At 49.4% G+C, this 18,130-nt stretch carries 15 protein-coding genes; 9 read left to right on the forward strand and 6 right to left on the reverse strand.

Translation table 11 applies throughout. The annotated features are described in order from the left end of the window. Window positions 1-23: 23 nt before the first annotated feature. Both addA and addB read right to left on the reverse strand, forming a co-directional pair. Window positions 24-3,728 (reverse strand): helicase-exonuclease AddAB subunit AddA, encoded by a 3,705-nt coding sequence (addA, locus tag OVA33_RS19560; protein ID WP_025649561.1) that lies wholly within the window; start codon window positions 3,726-3,728, stop codon window positions 24-26. Beyond that, on the reverse strand, window positions 3,715-7,215 hold the full coding sequence (addB, locus tag OVA33_RS19565) for a helicase-exonuclease AddAB subunit AddB (RefSeq protein WP_128974049.1): 3,501 nt from the start codon (window positions 7,213-7,215) through the stop codon (window positions 3,715-3,717). Before addB ends, addA begins: the two co-directional genes overlap by 14 nt. A 140-nt stretch (window positions 7,216-7,355) precedes the next feature. On the opposite strand from addB, the gene OVA33_RS19570 reads away from it, so the two are divergent. The 5 genes from OVA33_RS19570 (at window position 7,356) to OVA33_RS19590 (ending at window position 12,055) form a co-directional block, all read left to right on the forward strand. Further along, the gene (locus tag OVA33_RS19570) at window positions 7,356-8,069 is read left to right on the forward strand and encodes a DUF421 domain-containing protein (RefSeq protein WP_082997809.1); all 714 of its coding nucleotides are present in this window, start codon (window positions 7,356-7,358) and stop codon (window positions 8,067-8,069) included. Window positions 8,070-8,137: 68 nt separating this feature from the next. Then, the gene (locus tag OVA33_RS19575; RefSeq protein WP_007610501.1) at window positions 8,138-8,647 is read left to right on the forward strand and encodes a ferritin-like domain-containing protein; all 510 of its coding nucleotides are present in this window, start codon (window positions 8,138-8,140) and stop codon (window positions 8,645-8,647) included. A gap of 250 nt (window positions 8,648-8,897) precedes the next feature. Further along, a complete protein-coding gene (locus OVA33_RS19580; RefSeq protein ID WP_017417412.1) occupies window positions 8,898-9,518 on the forward strand; it encodes a TetR/AcrR family transcriptional regulator in 621 nt (206 codons plus the stop codon). Window positions 9,519-9,533: 15 nt separating this feature from the next. Beyond that, window positions 9,534-10,730, forward strand: coding sequence for an MFS transporter (locus tag OVA33_RS19585; RefSeq protein ID WP_017417411.1), 1,197 nt, complete (start codon window positions 9,534-9,536; stop codon window positions 10,728-10,730). Window positions 10,731-10,897: 167 nt separating this feature from the next. Then, complete coding sequence (locus OVA33_RS19590; RefSeq protein ID WP_025649559.1) at window positions 10,898-12,055, forward strand: AbrB family transcriptional regulator; 1,158 nt, start codon at window positions 10,898-10,900, stop codon at window positions 12,053-12,055. Between the two features lie 36 nt (window positions 12,056-12,091). Here OVA33_RS19590 and OVA33_RS19595 read toward each other — a convergent pair whose 3' ends face one another. The 4 genes from OVA33_RS19595 to OVA33_RS19610 form a co-directional block, all read right to left on the reverse strand. Next, entirely contained in the window at window positions 12,092-12,613 is a 522-nt protein-coding gene (locus tag OVA33_RS19595) for a MarR family transcriptional regulator (RefSeq protein ID WP_012117244.1), read from the reverse strand. 88 nt (window positions 12,614-12,701) lie between these two features. Further along, window positions 12,702-14,180 (reverse strand): monooxygenase, encoded by a 1,479-nt coding sequence (locus OVA33_RS19600; protein WP_128974048.1) that lies wholly within the window; start codon window positions 14,178-14,180, stop codon window positions 12,702-12,704. A 146-nt stretch (window positions 14,181-14,326) separates the two neighbouring features. Then, window positions 14,327-14,842 carry a signal peptidase I gene (gene lepB / locus OVA33_RS19605; RefSeq protein WP_003155158.1) on the reverse strand — a complete coding sequence of 172 codons (516 nt, stop codon included), beginning with the start codon at window positions 14,840-14,842 and terminating at the stop codon, window positions 14,327-14,329. Continuing rightward, window positions 14,839-15,465 (reverse strand): TVP38/TMEM64 family protein, encoded by a 627-nt coding sequence (locus tag OVA33_RS19610; RefSeq protein WP_017417408.1) that lies wholly within the window; start codon window positions 15,463-15,465, stop codon window positions 14,839-14,841. Before OVA33_RS19610 ends, lepB begins: the two co-directional genes overlap by 4 nt. A 152-nt stretch (window positions 15,466-15,617) precedes the next feature. Between OVA33_RS19610 and OVA33_RS19615 the strand changes: the two genes are divergently transcribed. The 4 genes from OVA33_RS19615 (at window position 15,618) to OVA33_RS19630 (ending at window position 18,123) form a co-directional block, all read left to right on the forward strand. Continuing rightward, on the forward strand, window positions 15,618-15,977 hold the full coding sequence (locus OVA33_RS19615; RefSeq protein ID WP_017417407.1) for a YhjD family protein: 360 nt from the start codon (window positions 15,618-15,620) through the stop codon (window positions 15,975-15,977). 120 nt (window positions 15,978-16,097) lie between these two features. After that, window positions 16,098-16,298, forward strand: a complete 201-nt coding sequence (locus OVA33_RS19620) for a DUF3311 domain-containing protein (RefSeq protein ID WP_017417406.1) — start codon at window positions 16,098-16,100, stop codon at window positions 16,296-16,298. Further along, complete coding sequence (locus OVA33_RS19625) at window positions 16,295-17,764, forward strand: sodium:solute symporter family protein (protein ID WP_017417405.1); 1,470 nt, start codon at window positions 16,295-16,297, stop codon at window positions 17,762-17,764. Before OVA33_RS19620 ends, OVA33_RS19625 begins: the two co-directional genes overlap by 4 nt. Window positions 17,765-17,805: 41 nt before the next feature. Beyond that, window positions 17,806-18,123: a YbjQ family protein gene (locus OVA33_RS19630; protein ID WP_003155166.1), complete on the forward strand. Its 318-nt coding sequence runs from the start codon at window positions 17,806-17,808 to the stop codon at window positions 18,121-18,123. Window positions 18,124-18,130: the final 7 nt, after the last annotated feature.

Below are 18,130 nucleotides of genomic sequence, written 5' to 3' on the forward strand. Positions count from 1 at the left end.
CCAAAAAGGAGCTTCGGATCTTGTTACAGTGTAAGAACGTGACCTCCATCGAAGAAATAGAGCGCACGCCCTTTCACTTTCGTTTTTGTAATTTGTTCAACCGCTTTTGTATACAATTCGATTTGTGTTTCATACCTTTTTTGCAGAATCGGAGCCGCGCCTTCAAATCCGTTCCGGAATTTCCCCTCTATCCGATCTGTTTTATAGTCCAGCAAATAGAGACCGTCCGCCGTTTCGTAGAGGCAGTCAATAATCCCCTGCACGAGCAGCGGTTCACCGGCCGTTTCGGCATCCTTGTACACCTCGCCGGCCGGAAGCGCCATACTGAACGGCACTTCCCGGTCAATCCGCAGCGCCCCGAGAAGGTCTTTCCCGATTTCAGTTCCGAAAAACTGAACAATTTCTTCTATATCAATAGCTTCCTGCTGCTCTTCTGTCAGCAGCTCTTTTTCGTAAAGCATCCGGACCGTCCGCTCCGCTTCTTCGGCAGTCGGCACGTGCGTCAGCGGTATGTGCTGCATCACCGTATGCATCGCCGTTCCTTTTTCGGCGGCTGTCAGCCCTTTTTTCATCATAAAACCGGGACGCCTGTATAAAAGCGTGTCTCCTGACGGTTTGATGAGAGAGCGGCCGCTGTATTCATCCTCGTATTCTTGCTTTCTCTTCAGCTCAGAAACTGACTGCTTCGTTCTGATAGCCGTCAGCTCTCGGTACGGATATTCCCATTCAAGCAGACGGCGCGCCTGATCATCAAATGAAAACGAACCAGGAATCGGCTCGCCCTGCTGAATCGCTTTGAGACGTTTGCTCTTTTCTTCAGCACGTTCTTTTGGATTCTCTTCCAGCAATTCACTTTGCTGCAGCATCCGGATGTGAAAACGCGACGGGTCGCGCGCGATATCCTCAGACGATGAAAGTCCCGGCGTCCTGTGCGCCTCCATGTCACGGTGGCGGATGAGCGCCGGCCCGATAAAGTCCAAATAAGATGACGCCTGATAGCGGTCGAATTCAGAAAGAAGCCAATCGGCCCGGTCTGCTTGCGCCTGCCATTTGGCCAGCTGTTTTTCCCGTTTTTTGCAGGAACCGACGAGAAACAGCTTTTCCTTCGCTCTGGTCAGCGCCACATACAATACGCGCAATTCTTCGGATAAGAGCTCTCTGCGCATCTTTTTCTTCATCGCCACAAGCGGCAGAGTCGGATAGCTGATTCTGAGTTCCGGATGAATGTACTTCGTGCCGAAACCGAGCTCTTTATCAAGCAGGTATGATTTGTTGAGATCCATCATATTAAAACTTCTGCCGAGTCCGGCGGTGAAAACGACGGGGAATTCAAGTCCTTTGCTGCTGTGGATCGTCATCAGCCGAACGACATCCTCCTGCTCGCTGAGCGCCCGGGCCGTCCCCAGATCATCGCCGCGCTCCTGCATCCGTTCAATGAACCGCAAAAAGCGGAATAACCCGCGGAACGCCGTCGCTTCGTACGAGCGCGCCCGGTCATACAAGACGCGCAGATTGGCCTGACGCTGCTTTCCGCCGGGCATGCCGCCTGCATAGTCAAAATATCCGGTATCGCGGTATACTTCCCAAATCAGCTCAGACACCGAATGATTCGTCGAAAATGACCGCCACTTTTGCAGACTGTCATAAAAGGTTCTCAGTTTTTGATACAGGTCATCATGCCTGTCACCGTTCGCTATATATGCTTTCAGCGCTTCATAAAACGGCGCTTTTTTCTTTTCAAGGCGTATCAGCGCAAGTTCATTTTCGTCACAGCCGACGATGGGCGAGCGCAGCACGGAAGCAAGCGGAATATCCTGATACGGATTATCAATCACCTTCAAGACTGAAAGCGCCGCAGCCACCTCCACGGCTTCAAAGTAACCCGACGTCAAATTGGCGTACACCGGAATGCCCTGGTTTTTCAGCTCTTCCATTAATTGCGGCGCCCACGGCATAGAGCGCAGCAAAATCACGATATCCCGGTACTGGATATTCCGGTGTGTTTTTGTTTTGCCGTCATATACCTTAAACGGAGATGAGACAAGCTTTCGGATCTCCCCGGCTATCGCTTTCGCTTCCCAGTGCACGGTTTCAAAGTCTTCGGCATCCTCGGCGCTGTCTGCGTCATCAGCGCTGTCAATCAGCAGCAGTTCCGTTTTGGCCGCGTCATTCGGCGGATACGATGCGCCGAGCTTCAATGCCGCCTGTTCATCGTAGTCCACTTCGCCGATTTTTCCGCCCATCAGCTGCTTAAACAAGAAATTCGTACTGTCCAAAATATCGGAGCGGCTGCGGAAATTTTGGTTCAGATCAATTTTCTGCCCCGCGCCTTCCCCGCTTTCTGTAAACCTTTTATATTTCCCGAGAAACAGCAGCGGCTCGGCAAGTCTGAAACGGTAGATCGATTGTTTGACGTCGCCTACCATAAACAGATTTCCCGCCTCTTCATCCCCGCTTTTAACAAGCTGCAGGATAGACTCCTGCACAAGATTGGTATCTTGATATTCATCAACCAGAACTTCATGAAACTGGTCTTGATAATAAACGGCCGCTTCGCTCGGCACCCGCCTGCCTTCTTCATCAACCGCAGTTAAAATCGCCAGGCAGTAATGTTCCAAATCTGAGAAATCAATAATTGATTTTTCTTGTTTCGCCGCTTCAAATCGTTTTCCGTACGATATCACGAGCTGAACGAGCGTTTCGATGACAGACTTCATATCTGCTAAACTCTTTAAGTGATCTTGCGGACTTCTTGTAAAGTAATCTGTCTTTACCTTTTCGATCAGTTTCTTCGCGCCGTTTCGCAAATCGGTCGCTTCGTCCAAAAGCGCTTTGTCAAATTCATCACCCTTTACCGCCTTCGCCCGCTTAAATGAGACTGCGGGAACCCGTTCATACAGCGCATCGAAGTCATGCCGGCAGCTGATCAGCTCTTCTATCTGCTGAAGGTCATCCAGAAAATTATCAGCACGCGGCGCCGGCCCGCCGGGCGCTTTTGTCAGTTCAAGCGCCTTCTCAAGCTTTTGTTTTGCCCCGAAGAGCGCCATTTCAACATCTTCTCTCACATACTGGTAAAACGGAAGCTCTTCTATTTTGCTTTCTTCCGTCACGTCATACAGGCGGACAAAGCTTTGCAGCCACGCTTCCGGGTCAGGATGCGACCGGGAATACTCGTACACCCGTTTGACAAGGTCTTGAAGATCCAGATCATGCCTGTCTGTCGTATATCTGTCCGCAAGCTCAAAAAACGCCTGATTCCCTTTTGCGTATTCATCTTCAAACAGCTCATCAAGCACTTCGTCTCCGAGCAATTCGCCTTCCGTCTGGTCAGCCATCCGAAAACCGGGGTCAAGATCAATCATATAATAATATTTTTTAAGCACTTGCAGACAGAAAGAGTGAAGCGTCGAAATGCTCGCCCGATTTAATAGAGAGAGCTGCCGTCTGATATGCAGAGATCCCGGATTTTTGGCGAGCTCTTTTTCTAATGCTTCCGCGATCCGATGCTTCATCTCCGCTGCTGAGGCGTTTGTAAAGGTCACCACAAGGAGCCTGTCAACATCAACCGGATCTTCCTCCGCGGTTATCTTTCTGATCATCCGTTCCACGAGCACGGCCGTTTTACCTGATCCGGCTGCGGCAGCGACCAGAATATCGCGGCCGGAAGAAACGATGGCGCTCCATTGGTCATCCGTCCATATGCTGTCTTTCGGTTTAGGAATTTGCATCATCATCCGCCTCCTTCTTCAGCCAATCCAGTATGGTGCCGTCTTTTTCCGCTTTCAGGCTGCGGTATTCATTTTCCTTAAGCGACTCATCAAACTGGCACACCGATTGAAACGCACAATACGTACAAGGCGTCTTATCTTTCAGCTTATACGGGGTAATGGACACAAGCCCGTCCGTTATCGCTTCGCCCGCCTGTTCAAATGTCCGCCGCACATGGTCTGTCAGCAGATGAAAATCCTGTTCGCTGACCGCGGCTGAGTCGGATCTTAAAGACCCGTCCTTTTTCAAACCGGCATTGACGATATTTGAACGCCCTTCCTCCAACGTCGTGTCCATCAGGCTGATCGCCTCCCGGTCACCGAGGAGAAGGCCTTTCATTTTAAATTTCTTAAAAATTTCCTGCTCGATTTCATCAAGCCCCATCGGCAGACTGGCCTGAATCATCGGATCATGAATATGGAAATACAAAACGCCTGCCGGTGTCGCTTTCATGCCGAGCCAATCCGCGGAATGTGTAATCGATAAGTCAAGATATGTGAGCATTTGCAGAGCGAGCCCGTAATACACCTCAGCCAGATCAAGCCCTCTGTCGCTTGATTTATAATCAACGATTCTCAGCAGCAGGCCTTTTGAGCTTTCCGCTTTATCCACGCGGTCGATCCGTCCGACGAGTTCCATCGTACAGCCGTTTTTCAGCGTGAAAGTGAGCGGAGGCAGCGGCCCGCTTCCGCCGAAACCGAGTTCAAGACCGACCGGGACGAAACCGCTCGCCTTCGCATGCTCGCTTAATATGCCTGAAACACGCGTGACGATCTTCTGCAGTTTTTCCTTCACATAAAAGTGTCTGTTTGAGCTGAGCAGAATCTCTTTTTGCAGCTTTGGCGCAAGCCGTTCCACCGCTTCATAGGAGAAATTCCGGCACTGATCTTTCGTCAGATCGCGCCATTCCAGCTTCTGCTCACGAAGCCGGTCTGAAATCAGCTTCAGGCTGGAGTGAAACAGCTGGCCGATATCCGGCGCTTCCAGCTTGAAAAACTGCCGCTCTTTTAATTGAAGCCCGTGTGATGCAAAATGGGAAAACTGGCAGGCATTAAACGCCTCCATCCGGGAGACGCTTCCTTTAATATGCTCGCCGTAAAGCTGGCGCGAAACAGGCCGTTCAAGACGCTTCGCCTCATTGCGGAAAAACAGGCTTGAAAACAGCTTTTTCGCACGTTGGTGATCAGACTCTTTCATCAGCACATTGTATGCGCTCCACCATACGTCACTGATCTCGTACTCTCTTGTCCACAGCCTGAGCTGACTTGCCGTATATGTCTGAGCCACCTGTATATTGACGAGATACTGAAGCTGCTCTTCTTCGCTTACCTGCTCGGGATCAGCCGCTGACAGCTTTTCCTGATGATCGGGAAACAGCTCGCCAAGCCTGTTTACAACGATTGACGGCAGGAGCGTTTTTCCTTCCGCATCGGCAATCGGGTATGACACATAAAGACGGTCAGACGGACTCGACAGCGCCATATAGATGAGAAAATGCTCATCAAGCAGCCGCTCACGCCCCGCGGAAGACAGCTCCACTCCGACCGCTTTCAGCCACTCCCGGTCATCATCAGACAGCACGCCGTTTTCATCCGGGCGCGCCGGAAGAACGCCGTCATTGGCCCCGACGACGAATGTGCAGGACGTGCCGTACATTCTTGAGAGATCCATATTCCCTACAAATACTTGGTCAAGCGCAGGAGGAATTAAAGAAAAATGAAGCGATTCCGTTCCCGTTTCAAGCATTTGCTGGAACAGCGCCAAAGATATTTCATCTTCACCCATCATGCCGGCAAACTCCTCGAGAAGCTGGATAACGGCATCCCACGCCTGGCCGTGCTGCTGCGCTTCGATCATGTTTCCGGCCTCTTCGGCCCGCTGCCTTTTTCGGTCCAGCTTCAGGGGAACATCGGTATCTTCCAAAAAGAGATAAAGAGCCTCCGCCATGCTTTGAACCGTTTTCGCCTTTTTCATCCGGTTTTGAAGCCGGACAAGGGGCGCGGCCATCCACTCTTTCGTCTCATTCAGCATTTGCTCCATCTCTATTTCCTGATCTGTCTGCGCGAAATCCTCATCGAGCGATACGAAGCGCCTGTATACAAACCGCTCGCCGCTCGTCCAGCGCTCCCCTTTAATGCCGTAGGCGATACAGTAGTTTTCAAGCTGATCGACCTGCTCTCTTATTTTCTGCTCCGGCTGATCAAGCGGGAATAACAGTTCGGTTTTCGCACAGCGGAACACCGCTTCATATCTCCAGTTCCCCTTCACGACATCCAGGCTTGAACGGATGAATTCAATAAGCGGGTGATGCTGCATAGAAGCTTTTCCGTCTATAAAATAAGGAAGCCCGTAATCGGCAAACACTTCCTTCAGCAAATCTTTATAATCTTCCGGCTGACGGATGAGAATCGCCATATCTTTGTACCGGTATCCTCCGTCCCGGACAAGTGATTGAATTTCCCGGGCAATACCTTCAAGCTCAGCTCTTCTGTTTTGCGCCTGCATGACGGTAAAAGCTTCCTGTCCGCCGGTATACGCCGCGGCGGGACGCACATCGTACTGCGACTCTATACAGGCAAGCTCCGGCACATGCCGATGCCGCTTCGTGCCATGCAGTTCCTTGCAGGAAATATCGGCATTCAATTCCTTTGCCGTCTGATAAAGCTTATAGTATGTGCTTCCCGTCATTCTGAACAGATCGAGCTCATCCGGTGCCTGTTCCGCCGAAGGGCTGTCCGCCGTCAGCGAGAATGTGACATGTTCAGCATGCATGATCAGCTGCTCCAGCACCCTTAATTCCTGCGGCGTAAATTGATAGAATCCGTCGACGTAAACACGGGCGCCTTTTACAACGTCCGCCAAAGGAATCTGCTGAGCGAGCAGCGTCAAATAGTCCTCTGAATGCAAATAGTGTCCGGCGAGGCTTCTTTCCATCTGCTGATATAAAATGCCTAAATCATGAAGTTTTTCAGACAGCATCCGCTCTCCGCGATATTCTGACGCCGTTCCGCTTTCCGCCATGCGGCGGACATCTTCAGGCTCAATACAGTACCGCTTAAACTCTGTCAGCATCCGTTCCACCTGCTCAGTGAACCCGGTTTTGTCACTCGCTTTTTGATACACTTTAAACTCGTGCTTATATTCTTCAATCAGTTTCCTTAAAAGCATCTGCACACCCGTCGTCGTCACAAACGGGCGGTTCATGCCCCCGGTATGCTGAAGCACGCGCCACGCCAAACGCGAAAAACTGAACACTTGAGCGCGTATCATGCCGCCGATATCCGGCGTTTTAGCAAGCTCATATTCCATTAAAAACGTCATTTGATCCGGGACTAGAAAAATGATAGGTTTCCCGAACGGCTCCCGGCGCAGTTCATCTTGAATGCTGTCGATAATCAGCCTCGTTTTCCCACTCCCCGATCTGCCTACTAAAAACTCAACACCCAAATTAAAAGACCCCTCTCTTTTTATCTTTCTACATTTTATCGAAAGTTGACGAAAATGACCAATCTCATCTGCTGGTAAAAACGGGATGACTGTTTTAAAAAATTTCGTTTTTGACCAAAATAAAGAAAAAAGGACTAATGATGATGTCAGAATATCCCGAAGTAATTGTACGGACGGCTCTGTCGTTCAGCATTCTGTTTATCGGCGCCCGGATACTCGGTAAACAAACCATTTCACAGATGACGCTTTTTGATTTCATTGCGGCCATCTCGCTCGGCGCCATCACGGCAAATCTGTCGTTTAATACAAAGCTGCCGATTCATTATCATGTCATTGCCTACATTATTTTCGTGGCAATCATTTACCTTGTCGCATATCTTTCTATGAAAAACAGGGTCCTTAGGGGTTTCTTTGCAGGCAAACCGACCATTATCATTCAAAACGGTAAAATACTTGAGCATAATATGAAAACGATGCGTTATACCATCGACTACTTGAACCAGCAGCTGCGTGTAAATGACGTATTTGACATTTCTCAGGTTCAGACTGCCATCATTGAAACAAACGGCAGCATGTCAGTGGAGGTCAAACCGGAATTTGCGCCCGTTACAAGACAGGATCTCGGCATTTTTGCCGGACATGAAAAGAACTTTGCCGTTGAGCTGATTATGGACGGCCGGCTGGTGGTGAAAAACCTGGAAGAAAACCACGTATCGGAAAAATGGCTGAGAGAAGAATTGGACAAGAGAAACCTCAAACCGGAAGACGTTGTATACGCTGTGCGCGGAAGCAACGGCCGGCTTTTTGTCGACACATACGACGACCATATTACATCGCCGCTAGATCAAGAATAAAAATGACATCCGCACATGTCACGGGCTGCCGCCGTATAATACCCTATAAACATTCGGGGGTGAGTCCAATGCACGAGAATTTTTTTCATTATACAGCCATCTGCAGTGACGATTCTGTGCTTATAAAGGATCTGGTAAAATCCATAAACGGTGAATACAGCGCTGTGATTTGCTACTCAATATTAGCCGAAAAAGCGCCGACCGCAGAAATCAGAAGACGAATCGAACATATCAGAGAGGAAGAAGTGCGCCACCTGCACGCTTTCTCTTCACTGTATACGTCAATTACCGGAAAACAGTTGACGCCGAAACAGACGGAGCATTGTCCGCACACATACAGAGAAGGACTGAGGGCGGCGTTTTATGATGAGCAGAAAACGAATGATTTTTATTTGCAGGCATCCGATAGAGCGGTGCATCCGGAAGCGAAGCGGTTATTTGCCCGCACAGCATTTGACGAGCAGCGTCATGCCGTCTGGTTTTTATACGATATGGCCCACTCTCCTTTCCACCATACAGGGGGAACGGTATCAAACGCGCCGAACACAAGCTACACCGAGGTAAATACCGGCAAATAACGGTTCAGGCAGATCACGCTCCCCCGCCGGGAGTCTTCAGACCGCTGACAAACCCCGTTCTTTCAACATGAGAGAATGGGGTTTACTTTTCGAGCCGTTTTATACTCCCTCTAAACAATGGATACCTTCTTCATTGTATAATCAGCAAAAACCCTTTATAATAAAATAAACCAACTGGTCGGTTTTAAACGAACCGAGCCCCGCTTTGCCGGGACAACGATATGAATGAGGCGGAAAGGATCTGTGTGAAGTGACAAATACAAAAGGCGGTGCCGGAAAGAGCGAAAAGACGAAGAACAGGCTCGTATCCGCTTCGCGTGACTTATTTGCAAAAAAAGGATATTCAGAAACATCGATTCGGGATATTTTAGAGGCGGCCGAAATCAGTAAAGGCAATCTATATCACCATTTTAAAGGAAAAGAGTTTCTGTTTCTTCATATCATGGAAGAGGATCACCGCGTGATGATCGAGACGTGGAGGGAAATGGAAGCTGATCTGAAAGATGCTGCCGAAAAACTGGCGGGCTTTGCGGAGCTGCTCAGCCGGATGAGCATTAATTACCCGCTTATGAGAGCAAGTGAAGAGTTTTATGCGAGTGCGTTTACGTCAGAGGAGGTCGTAAAGCGGCTCAACAAAATTGATATTGAATATGACGATGTGATGAGGGAGATCTTAGAAGAGGGAAATCAAGACGGCAGCTGGTCCATTCATCATGTCGAATCAAAAGTGAAAATCCTGCTATCCGTCTTCTACGGTTTAGATGTGCTATATAAAAACGATACCATTCAGCAAAGAATCGAATTGCAAAAAGAAGCCATCTCCGCGTTTATTCACGGGTCGATCAGCGCTGATAAACAGAATGACAGCTGACAAAGGAGAAACAACATGCAAAAACCGATCAGAGAACAAAAGGCTGTACTCATCATCTTATTAAGCAACATATTTATTGCGTTTTTAGGCATCGGATTGATCATTCCCGTTATGCCGCTGTTTATGAATGTGATGCACTTGACGGGCAGCACAATGGGATACCTTGTCGCTGCCTTCGCCGTCGCGCAATTAATTGCATCCCCCATTGCGGGGAGATGGGTTGACCGCTTCGGCAGAAAAATCATGATTCTCGCCGGACTGTTTTTGTTCGCATTATCCGAACTGACCTTCGGATTGGGCACACATGTCTCCATTTTATATTTCGCAAGGGTGCTGGGGGGCATCAGTGCCGCTTTTATCATGCCCGCTGTTACAGCGTATGTCGCAGATATTACGACGGTGCAGGAAAGATCGAAGGCGATGGGCTATGTATCTGCCGCCATCAGCACAGGGTTTATCATCGGGCCCGGCATAGGAGGATTTATTGCCGATCACGGCGTTCGAATGCCGTTTTTCTTTGCGGCGGGAATTGCATTTATCGCAGTGATTTCCTCTGTCTTTATGCTGGAAGAGCCGTTAACTAAAGAAGAACGCGCAAAGCAGATGGAAAGCGTCAAAGAATCAACCTTCTTAAAAGATTTGAAAAAGTCGATTCATCCAAGCTACTTGATCGCCTTTATCATCGTCTTTGTTTTGGCATTCGGGCTGTCGGCGTACGAAACGGTATTCAGCTTATTTACAAACCATAAATTCGGCTTCACTCCAAAGGATATCGCCATTATTATTACGTTCAGCTCCATTGTGGCGGTCCTCATTCAAGTGCTCGCATTCGGCAGACTTGTCAACTTCCTCGGGGAGAAAAAAGTCATTCAGCTTTGTCTGATCATCGGCGCTGTGCTGGCTTTCGTTTCTACGGTGATGTCAGGATTTTTGCCCGTGCTCGCTGTCACCTGCATCATTTTCCTTGCGTTTGATTTACTGCGCCCGGCACTGACTACTTATTTATCGAAAATCGCAGGAAATCAGCAGGGGTTTGTTGCCGGTATGAACTCAACATACACGAGTTTGGGCACCATTTTCGGCCCGGCTCTGGGCGGTATTTTATTTGATATGAATATTCACTTCCCGTTTCTGTTCGCAGGTGTGGTTTTATTTCTCGGTCTGGGATTGACCTTTGTGTGGAAAGGAAAAGCGGGCGAGGTTTCGGAGTAGGGTGCACTCACCCATCTCCGGAGCTTTTTTTATGTTTGTGATAAGAAAAATGAATGGATTATGAGAAATAATTCATTATTTATTTATCTCAAAATCTATACTATAGTAATAGTAAGGTTAACGAGCTTAACAATTTAATATGAATGTTTCAGGAAGAAGGGTTTTCATTGAAGAAAGACAAACATCTCCTTACGGATATCTGGTTTATTCTCATCAGTGCGGCAGGGGGGTTTCTTCTTTCGCTTACAGGGATGTCGATCGCCTGGATGCTCGGAACGCTGGCCGCCGGCTGCATCCTCTCCATGACGAGGCCCCGCTGGCTGTTCATGGCGCCTGACAGAAGAGGGATTCACCGCAGATGGCTTGCGGCGGGACAAATGATCCTCGGCATCGAACTCGGCCAGAAACTGAACCTGTCCGTTCTGTCGGTTTTACGGGAGCATTGGCTTCCGGTAGGCTTCATGCTGATTTTCTCTATCGTGATGGCGCTTGTTTCCGGATATGCGCTCTTTCGGTTCAGCCGGACGGACATGATGACAAGCTTTGTAGGCACGGCGCCGGGCGGTTTATCCGCCATGCCCGGTATCGCCCAGGAAGTCGGCGCAAACACCGCGATTGTAAGCCTTATTCAGCTGACGCGCGTCCTTTTGGTCGTCATGACAATACCGTTTCTCGTCATTTTCTTATTTACCAAACAAAACGGTACGGCTCAGACATCAGCCGGAGCCGTTTCGGCAGGAGCTTCACACCCGGGCCTTATTCCCGTCTTGTTAACGGCCGGATTTATTTTGGCTGCCTGGCTTGCAAGCAAAGGCGCAAAACGGCTGAAATTTCCCGCCCCTTGGCTGCTCGGCAGCATGATCGGCGTTGCTGCTGCGGAAATCGGCGTGTCCGCCTTGGCAGGCAAAGACATGCTGGCCTGGTGGCCGCCGGAAGCGAACCAGCTGTCACAAATTTTTCTCGGCGCCATAATCGGATCAAAAATGTACAAAAGCATGTTCACCGGCGTGACGAGAGTGCTGACCGTCGGATTTATTTCTTCGGTCGGATTAATCGCCGCCATGATTCTGAGCGCGGTTGCGGTTTCTAAATTAACGGGCATCTCCATGATTACATCTGTTCTCGCCTTTTCTCCCGGAGGGATCGCCGAGATGGCGGCGACTTCGATCACCCTGCACGAAGACTCGACTTTCGTCGTCGCGGTTCAGGTCATCCGGATCGTTCTCGTCATCGCCATGCTTCCGCCCTTCTATCGGCTGCTGCACCACCTTTCTCAGCTGAAACGGGCACACGGCGAAAGAGGCCGGGCAGAAAGAGGAACATGATCCGAATAAAAAAACACGCATTCATATGCGTGTTTTTTATTTGAACAGCTCTCCGCCGCCATTTACAGACCGCCAGTTTGCTGAAAGATCACGGAACAGCCGTTCAGCAAATAACAGTTCTTCATCTGTATAGCGGTCTAAAAACGCCAAGAGCCGCTTTTTTATCAATTCATGATATTCATGATGTAGGGAATGCAGCTCTTTCCCGGCAGGAGTCAGCCGGAAATAGACTTCTTTTTTATTGTCGCTCAGCCGGGTCCTGCGCAGAAAGCCGGCTTCCAAAAACTTCGCGCAGCTTCTCGACACGGTCGGCTTTGTCGTCTTCATTTTTTCCGCTATTGACGTGACATTGATCGGTTCATGATCTCCGATACACGACAAAATGTGAATTTCCGTCAAGGTCAGCTGTAATTTTTTTCCGTTTTCTTCACGGAGTTCGTCCATCCGTCCGGCCAACGACGCCCTGATGTCCTCCTGACACCTCTCCTGCTCGTGAAAAATATCTGTCAGCCCTTCAAGAATCATGTGTTTTGCATGGTCTGGCTGTCTTCTGTCCAACTGCTGAATCACCCTTCCGTATTGATTGTTTCTTTTACTATAACGTTTTGTTACACAAGAAACAATCACACAGGCGCATAAAAGGGTATCAGATGAATCCCCATCTCTCCAAACCGGCCAGAACAGCTTCTTCCGCTTCACGTCCCGAGCCGCCGGCTGCCCATGCCGCGTGGCCGTCCGGCCGGATTAAAACGGTGTGGACGTCATCCCAATCGGCACGTGTTTCAGCAAGCTCCGCCCTGACAGCTGCCACGCTGTCCGTATCAATACCGGCATGAATGCTCCCTCTTAATGATAAAAGCACAAAGGCGCCCTTATGAAGAAAATCATACAGCCGGGCCGGCCGCCCGTCATGAAGGATCAATTCGATATCCGGCAGGCGTTTTCCGTTCAGGATATGCGGCGGCAGCTCCGCATCCGGTTCATAATGCAGATCAAGCGCGGATACTTTTCCCGCCAATAAACGGTTGGACTCCTGAAAATCCAGCAAAGCGGTCATCGTTTCTCTTAATGCCATCCCCGACTCGGTAAAATCCATGAGCTTTATCTGGGTTTTTATATTGTGCAATACTTCTTTTCCTGTGCTGTGCCTTTCCTGATGATAGCTGTCCAGAAGATAAGGCGCCGCTTTCCCCTTCATTTGCGCCGCCAGCTTCCAGCCGAGGTTGAAGGCATCCTGAAGCCCCGTATTCAGGCCTTGGCCGCCTGCGGGAAAATGAATGTGCGCCGCATCACCGGCCACAAAAACCCGGCCTGATCGGTATTGTTCGGCCTGACGCTCGGCATTGCCGAACCGCGACATCCATACCGGATCACCCAATCCGAAATCAGTGCCGCATATCCGCCGCAGGTCTTCTTTCAGCTCATTTTCGGTGACCGGCTCTTCCTTCCGCTTTTGCGGAGCGTGCGGAGAAACGATGAGAACGCGGAAAAGTCCGTCCGTAAGAGGGACAATCACAACCGATCCCTCCAGGCGGCACGTTGAAAAAAAGGAAGATTCGGGCGGATGTTTCAAAGCGGCATCACAGAGCGTTCCTGTTAAGTCGGCATCAGTGCCCGAAAAAGCGATGCCCGCCTGTTTCCTGACAATGCTCCCCGCTCCGTCTGTACCCGCGGCATATAAGCTGTGAAGAGTGCGGATACCGCTTTCGTCCCGGAACACCGTCTCCACTCCGTCATCCGTCTGGGTGACAGCCATCGCTTCCGCCCCGCGGATGATGTCTGCGCCGAGACTTGATGCATACTCCTCCAAAATCCGCTCCGTTTCTGCCTGAGGCAGCATTAACGAATAATTCTGCTTCGTATCCAGCCGAGAAAAATCCAGCCGTGTATCCAGCATGGAAAAATGGCCGGAAGACACCTTCGTCCCTTTTTCCAAAAAGCGTTCCAATATGCCTCTCATGGCAAAAAGCTCAAGTGTTCGCGGATGCATAATAAGCGCTTTGGAATATGGCACCGTCTTCTTCAATCGTTCAATAACAGTCGTTTTCACTCCGGCCAGCGCCAGTTCTGATGCAAGCATAAGCCCGACCGGACCTCCCCCGATAATGGCAGCCTGTGTTTTCATCTCATCAGCCCTCTTTCATATTTTTTGTTACACGAGTAACAAAATCACCAAAAAATAAAACGCCTCCTTTTTGTTTCGCGCGTAACAATTTTCATTATAGTCTTCCCTCTGCTTTTTTACAATCATTTCCGAAAAAAAGACGCCGTTTACTTGGCGTCTGATTCACTGATGACTCCGACAATGTCTTTATCCTTAATCGGACCGAAATGACGGCTGTCGAGGCTGTATATGCGGTTGTCGCCAATAACAAAGTATTGTCCCTTCGGTATGCTTTTGCGCCCGGTCGTTTCCTTCAGCGTATAATCACCGGTCACATGGCTCCCGGCGGACAATGATGACTTTAACGGTTTTAAAAACGGTTCCGCCACCCGTTTTCCATTCACATACAGCTGATCCTCCCTGTATGCGATTGACTCGCCGGGGAGCCCGATGACACGTTTGATCAGCACTTTGCGGTGCGGGCCTTTAAACAGGACAATATCGAAACGGCGGATCGTTTTGTAACGATGGGAAAACTTGTTGACCATCAGCTCATTTCCTTGTTTAAAGGTCGGATTCATGCTGATTCCTTCGACTTTATAATCAATAAAAATGGCATTCTTTAATTGTATGGCCAAAACAACGATAAGCACGCCGGCTATAAACCAAAATCGTTTTTTCAAGATTCCTGTCTCCCTCCGTCTTTCTCATGCTGACTGATTCTCGTCTGTAAACGCCGTTCGATATGCTTTCCGGCATACCACAGCACCCCGATCACCGTTATGGCGCCCGCCATCCTGAAAGGCTGTGTCATGAGTGCGTGAAGATCATACCCGATAAAGCTGATCATAAAGATCATGACCATTTTCCCCATAGCGGCTGCTGATATAAACTGCAGCGCCCCCACCCGTGACAGACCGGCAACGATATGAACCGCAGCGGACGGCGTAAAGGGGAAGCAAAGTAAAATAAACAGCGGACCGAAACCGTGCCGCTCAACCCAGAGCATCATCCGCCTTATGGTCTGATGCCTGCGGATGAAACCGAAAGCTCTTTTCTGTCCGAAACGGCGGACGGCATAAAACATCAGTATCGATCCTGCCGCAGACCCGAGCCACGACAGAAAAAAACCTTCCCACAAACCAAATGCATTCGTATTCGCCACCACAAATACAACAAGCGGCAAAAACGGAAGAAACGCTTCAATAAAAGGCAGTGCAGCCGCAGCCGCCGGGCCGAAAGCTCTATAGCTTTGGAACCATTCCGTCAGCTGTTCCTCAGTCAAATATGATAAAAAATGCTCCAACGTTTATACTCCTTAACGAGTTTGTCTATCCTTATTCTACACATTATCTCCAAAAAACGAAAATGTTTACGAGATTTTCCGCCTTGAAATATCGTGTAAGCGAGTATAAAATAAGAACAAACGTTCTCTTTTTTAAGAAAGAAGGAGTATTTATGCCTGACATCCGGAGCGGCACCCGCGATCTCATCGAAAAAGGGCTGTTTCTGCCCATGGCGGCTGCCATCCTGAACCGGGACCTCGAAGCGCTTGATTCGTGCCCGTTCAAATTAAAACAACCCTATAAACAGCTTATCGGCTGCTCTTTAAAATTAGCACAAAAGGATTTGAGTGATGTTCGAAAAGAGTTAAGAAAGCGTAAAATTAAACTATACGAAGCGGAAAGAGACGAAGCATTTACGCTTTATATATGCACCATTAACGGCTATGAAGAAAAACACCGTTATTTCAACCCGAGAATACGGGAACAGGTAACCGCCTTATTGGAATATTACCTGTCTCTTGCGACCATTTAAAAAGCAGCCGGGACTGCTTTTCCTTTTCAGTCGATAAATTTCAGACTATTCACACTATACATTCGACATGATTTTCTTTATAATCGGGACACGCTGTTTTCAATGAAAAGGAGGAATGTTATGAAACTGATTCATGTTCTCGCCGCCCTGCCCTTTTTCGGAATTCTCGTCGGCATTCCATTTGCCAACCGGGTGACGCCTTATGTTTTCGGAATGCCTTTCATTCTTGCGTATGTCGTCATCTGGGCGGTGCTGACTTCCGTTCTGATGGCCGCCGTTTACAAATTGGACAAAGAAAACAAGGCGGGTGAGGCGGAATGAACGCAGCATTTCCCGTAATGGCCGCCGTGCTCCTGTTTTGTGTATATCTCGGAATCCGGGCCCGAAAAGGAAAAAATATGGACCTTGAACAATGGACGGTGGGCGGACGCGGCTTCGGCACGATGTTTGTCTTTTTATTAATGGCGGGAGAAATATACACGACCTTTACATTCCTCGGCGGAAGCGGATGGGCTTACGGAAAAGGAGGCCCCGCCTTTTATATTATCGCGTACGGCTGCCTTGCCTACATTTTGTCATATTGGCTTCTGCCAGCCGTGTGGACTTACGCCAAACAACACAAACTGATGTCGCAATCAGATTTTTTTATTTCAAAATACAACAGCCCGCTCCTCGGCATTCTCGTATCGCTCGTCGGCATCGCATCCCTCATCCCCTATCTCGTCCTGCAGCTGAAAGGGCTCGGATTAATTGTTTCAGCAACGTCATACGGACAGATTCCGCCCTCAGCCGCTGTCTGGATCGGCGCTGTCTCCATCACGATTTATGTGATGATATCAGGAATCCACGGTTCAGCGTGGATATCCGTCGTTAAAGATATCATGATTTTAGGCATCGTCCTGTATTTAGGCATTTATTTGCCCATTCATTACTATGGCGGGTTTACGGAAATGTTCAAACAAATTGACGCCGCAAAACCCGGTTTTCTCACGCTGCCGGAAACCGGACAGAGCGTTTCCTGGTTCAGCTCAACGGTTTTGCTGACCGCTCTCGGCTTTTATATGTGGCCCCATACATTTGCTGCTTCCTATTCGGCGGAGCATCCGCGGGTGTTTCGGAAAAACGCAATCATCATGCCTCTTTATCAGCTCGTCCTGCTGTTTGTCATCTTTACCGGATTTGCGGCGATTCTGCAGGTGCCCGGTTTAAAAGGGGCGGACACGGATCTCGCCTTATTAAAGCTGTCTGTGAAAACCTTTGATCCCTGGTTTGTCGGACTGATCGGATCGGCGGGCATTCTGACGGCGCTTGTACCCGGTTCAATGATATTAATGGCCTCAAGCACGCTGTTCGCCAAAAATGTGTACAAAGCCATTCTGCCCGGCACGACTGACGAAAAAGTCTCACGGCTCGCAAAATACGCCGTACCCGTCATCGCGCTGATATCCGTATATTTTACGCTGAAAGGCGGAAATACCATCGTCACCTTGCTTTTAATGGGCTACAGCCTTGTCACCCAGCTTTTCCCCGCACTCTTATTCAGCCTGCCGAAGCGGCGTTTCATCACAAGCCACGGCGCTTTTGCCGGCATAACGGCCGGGGTCGGAACGGTGTCCTTCATTACGCTGACCGAATCAACCATCGGAACCCTCTTTCCGTTTCTTCCGCAGATCGTTAAGGATATGAATACAGGCATCATCGCGCTGGTTCTGAACATTTCCGTCATGTTTGCAGTCAGCGCCGCAGTCAGAAAAAAACAAATCGGCGCAGCCGAAAAGGCGGCTTAAATGGTAAGATAGCGGTAAGATACACGAAAGGGGAAAAACGCATGATCATGACAACGACCGAAACCGTCGCCGGAAAACAGATTACGGAAGTGAAAGGCTTGGTGACAAGCAGTATCGTCCAGTCCAGACACATCGGCAAAGACTTGCTTGCAGGCTTAAAATCTGTCGTCGGCGGCGAATTGAAAAGCTATACTGAAATGCTGGAAGACTCCAAAAAAGCGGTGAAAGAGCGCCTGATCAGAGAGGCGGAGCAGCTCGGAGCGAACGCCATCGTCGGCCTGCGGTTCGAACTGACCGCAGGACAGAACACATCCGAATTAATCGGATACGGAACCGCCGTCACCGCCGAATCCATTTAAAAAAACA

Origin of the sequence: Bacillus sp. KICET-1 (assembly GCF_027721405.1) — a bacterium.
GTDB lineage: Bacteria > Bacillota > Bacilli > Bacillales > Bacillaceae > Bacillus > Bacillus velezensis.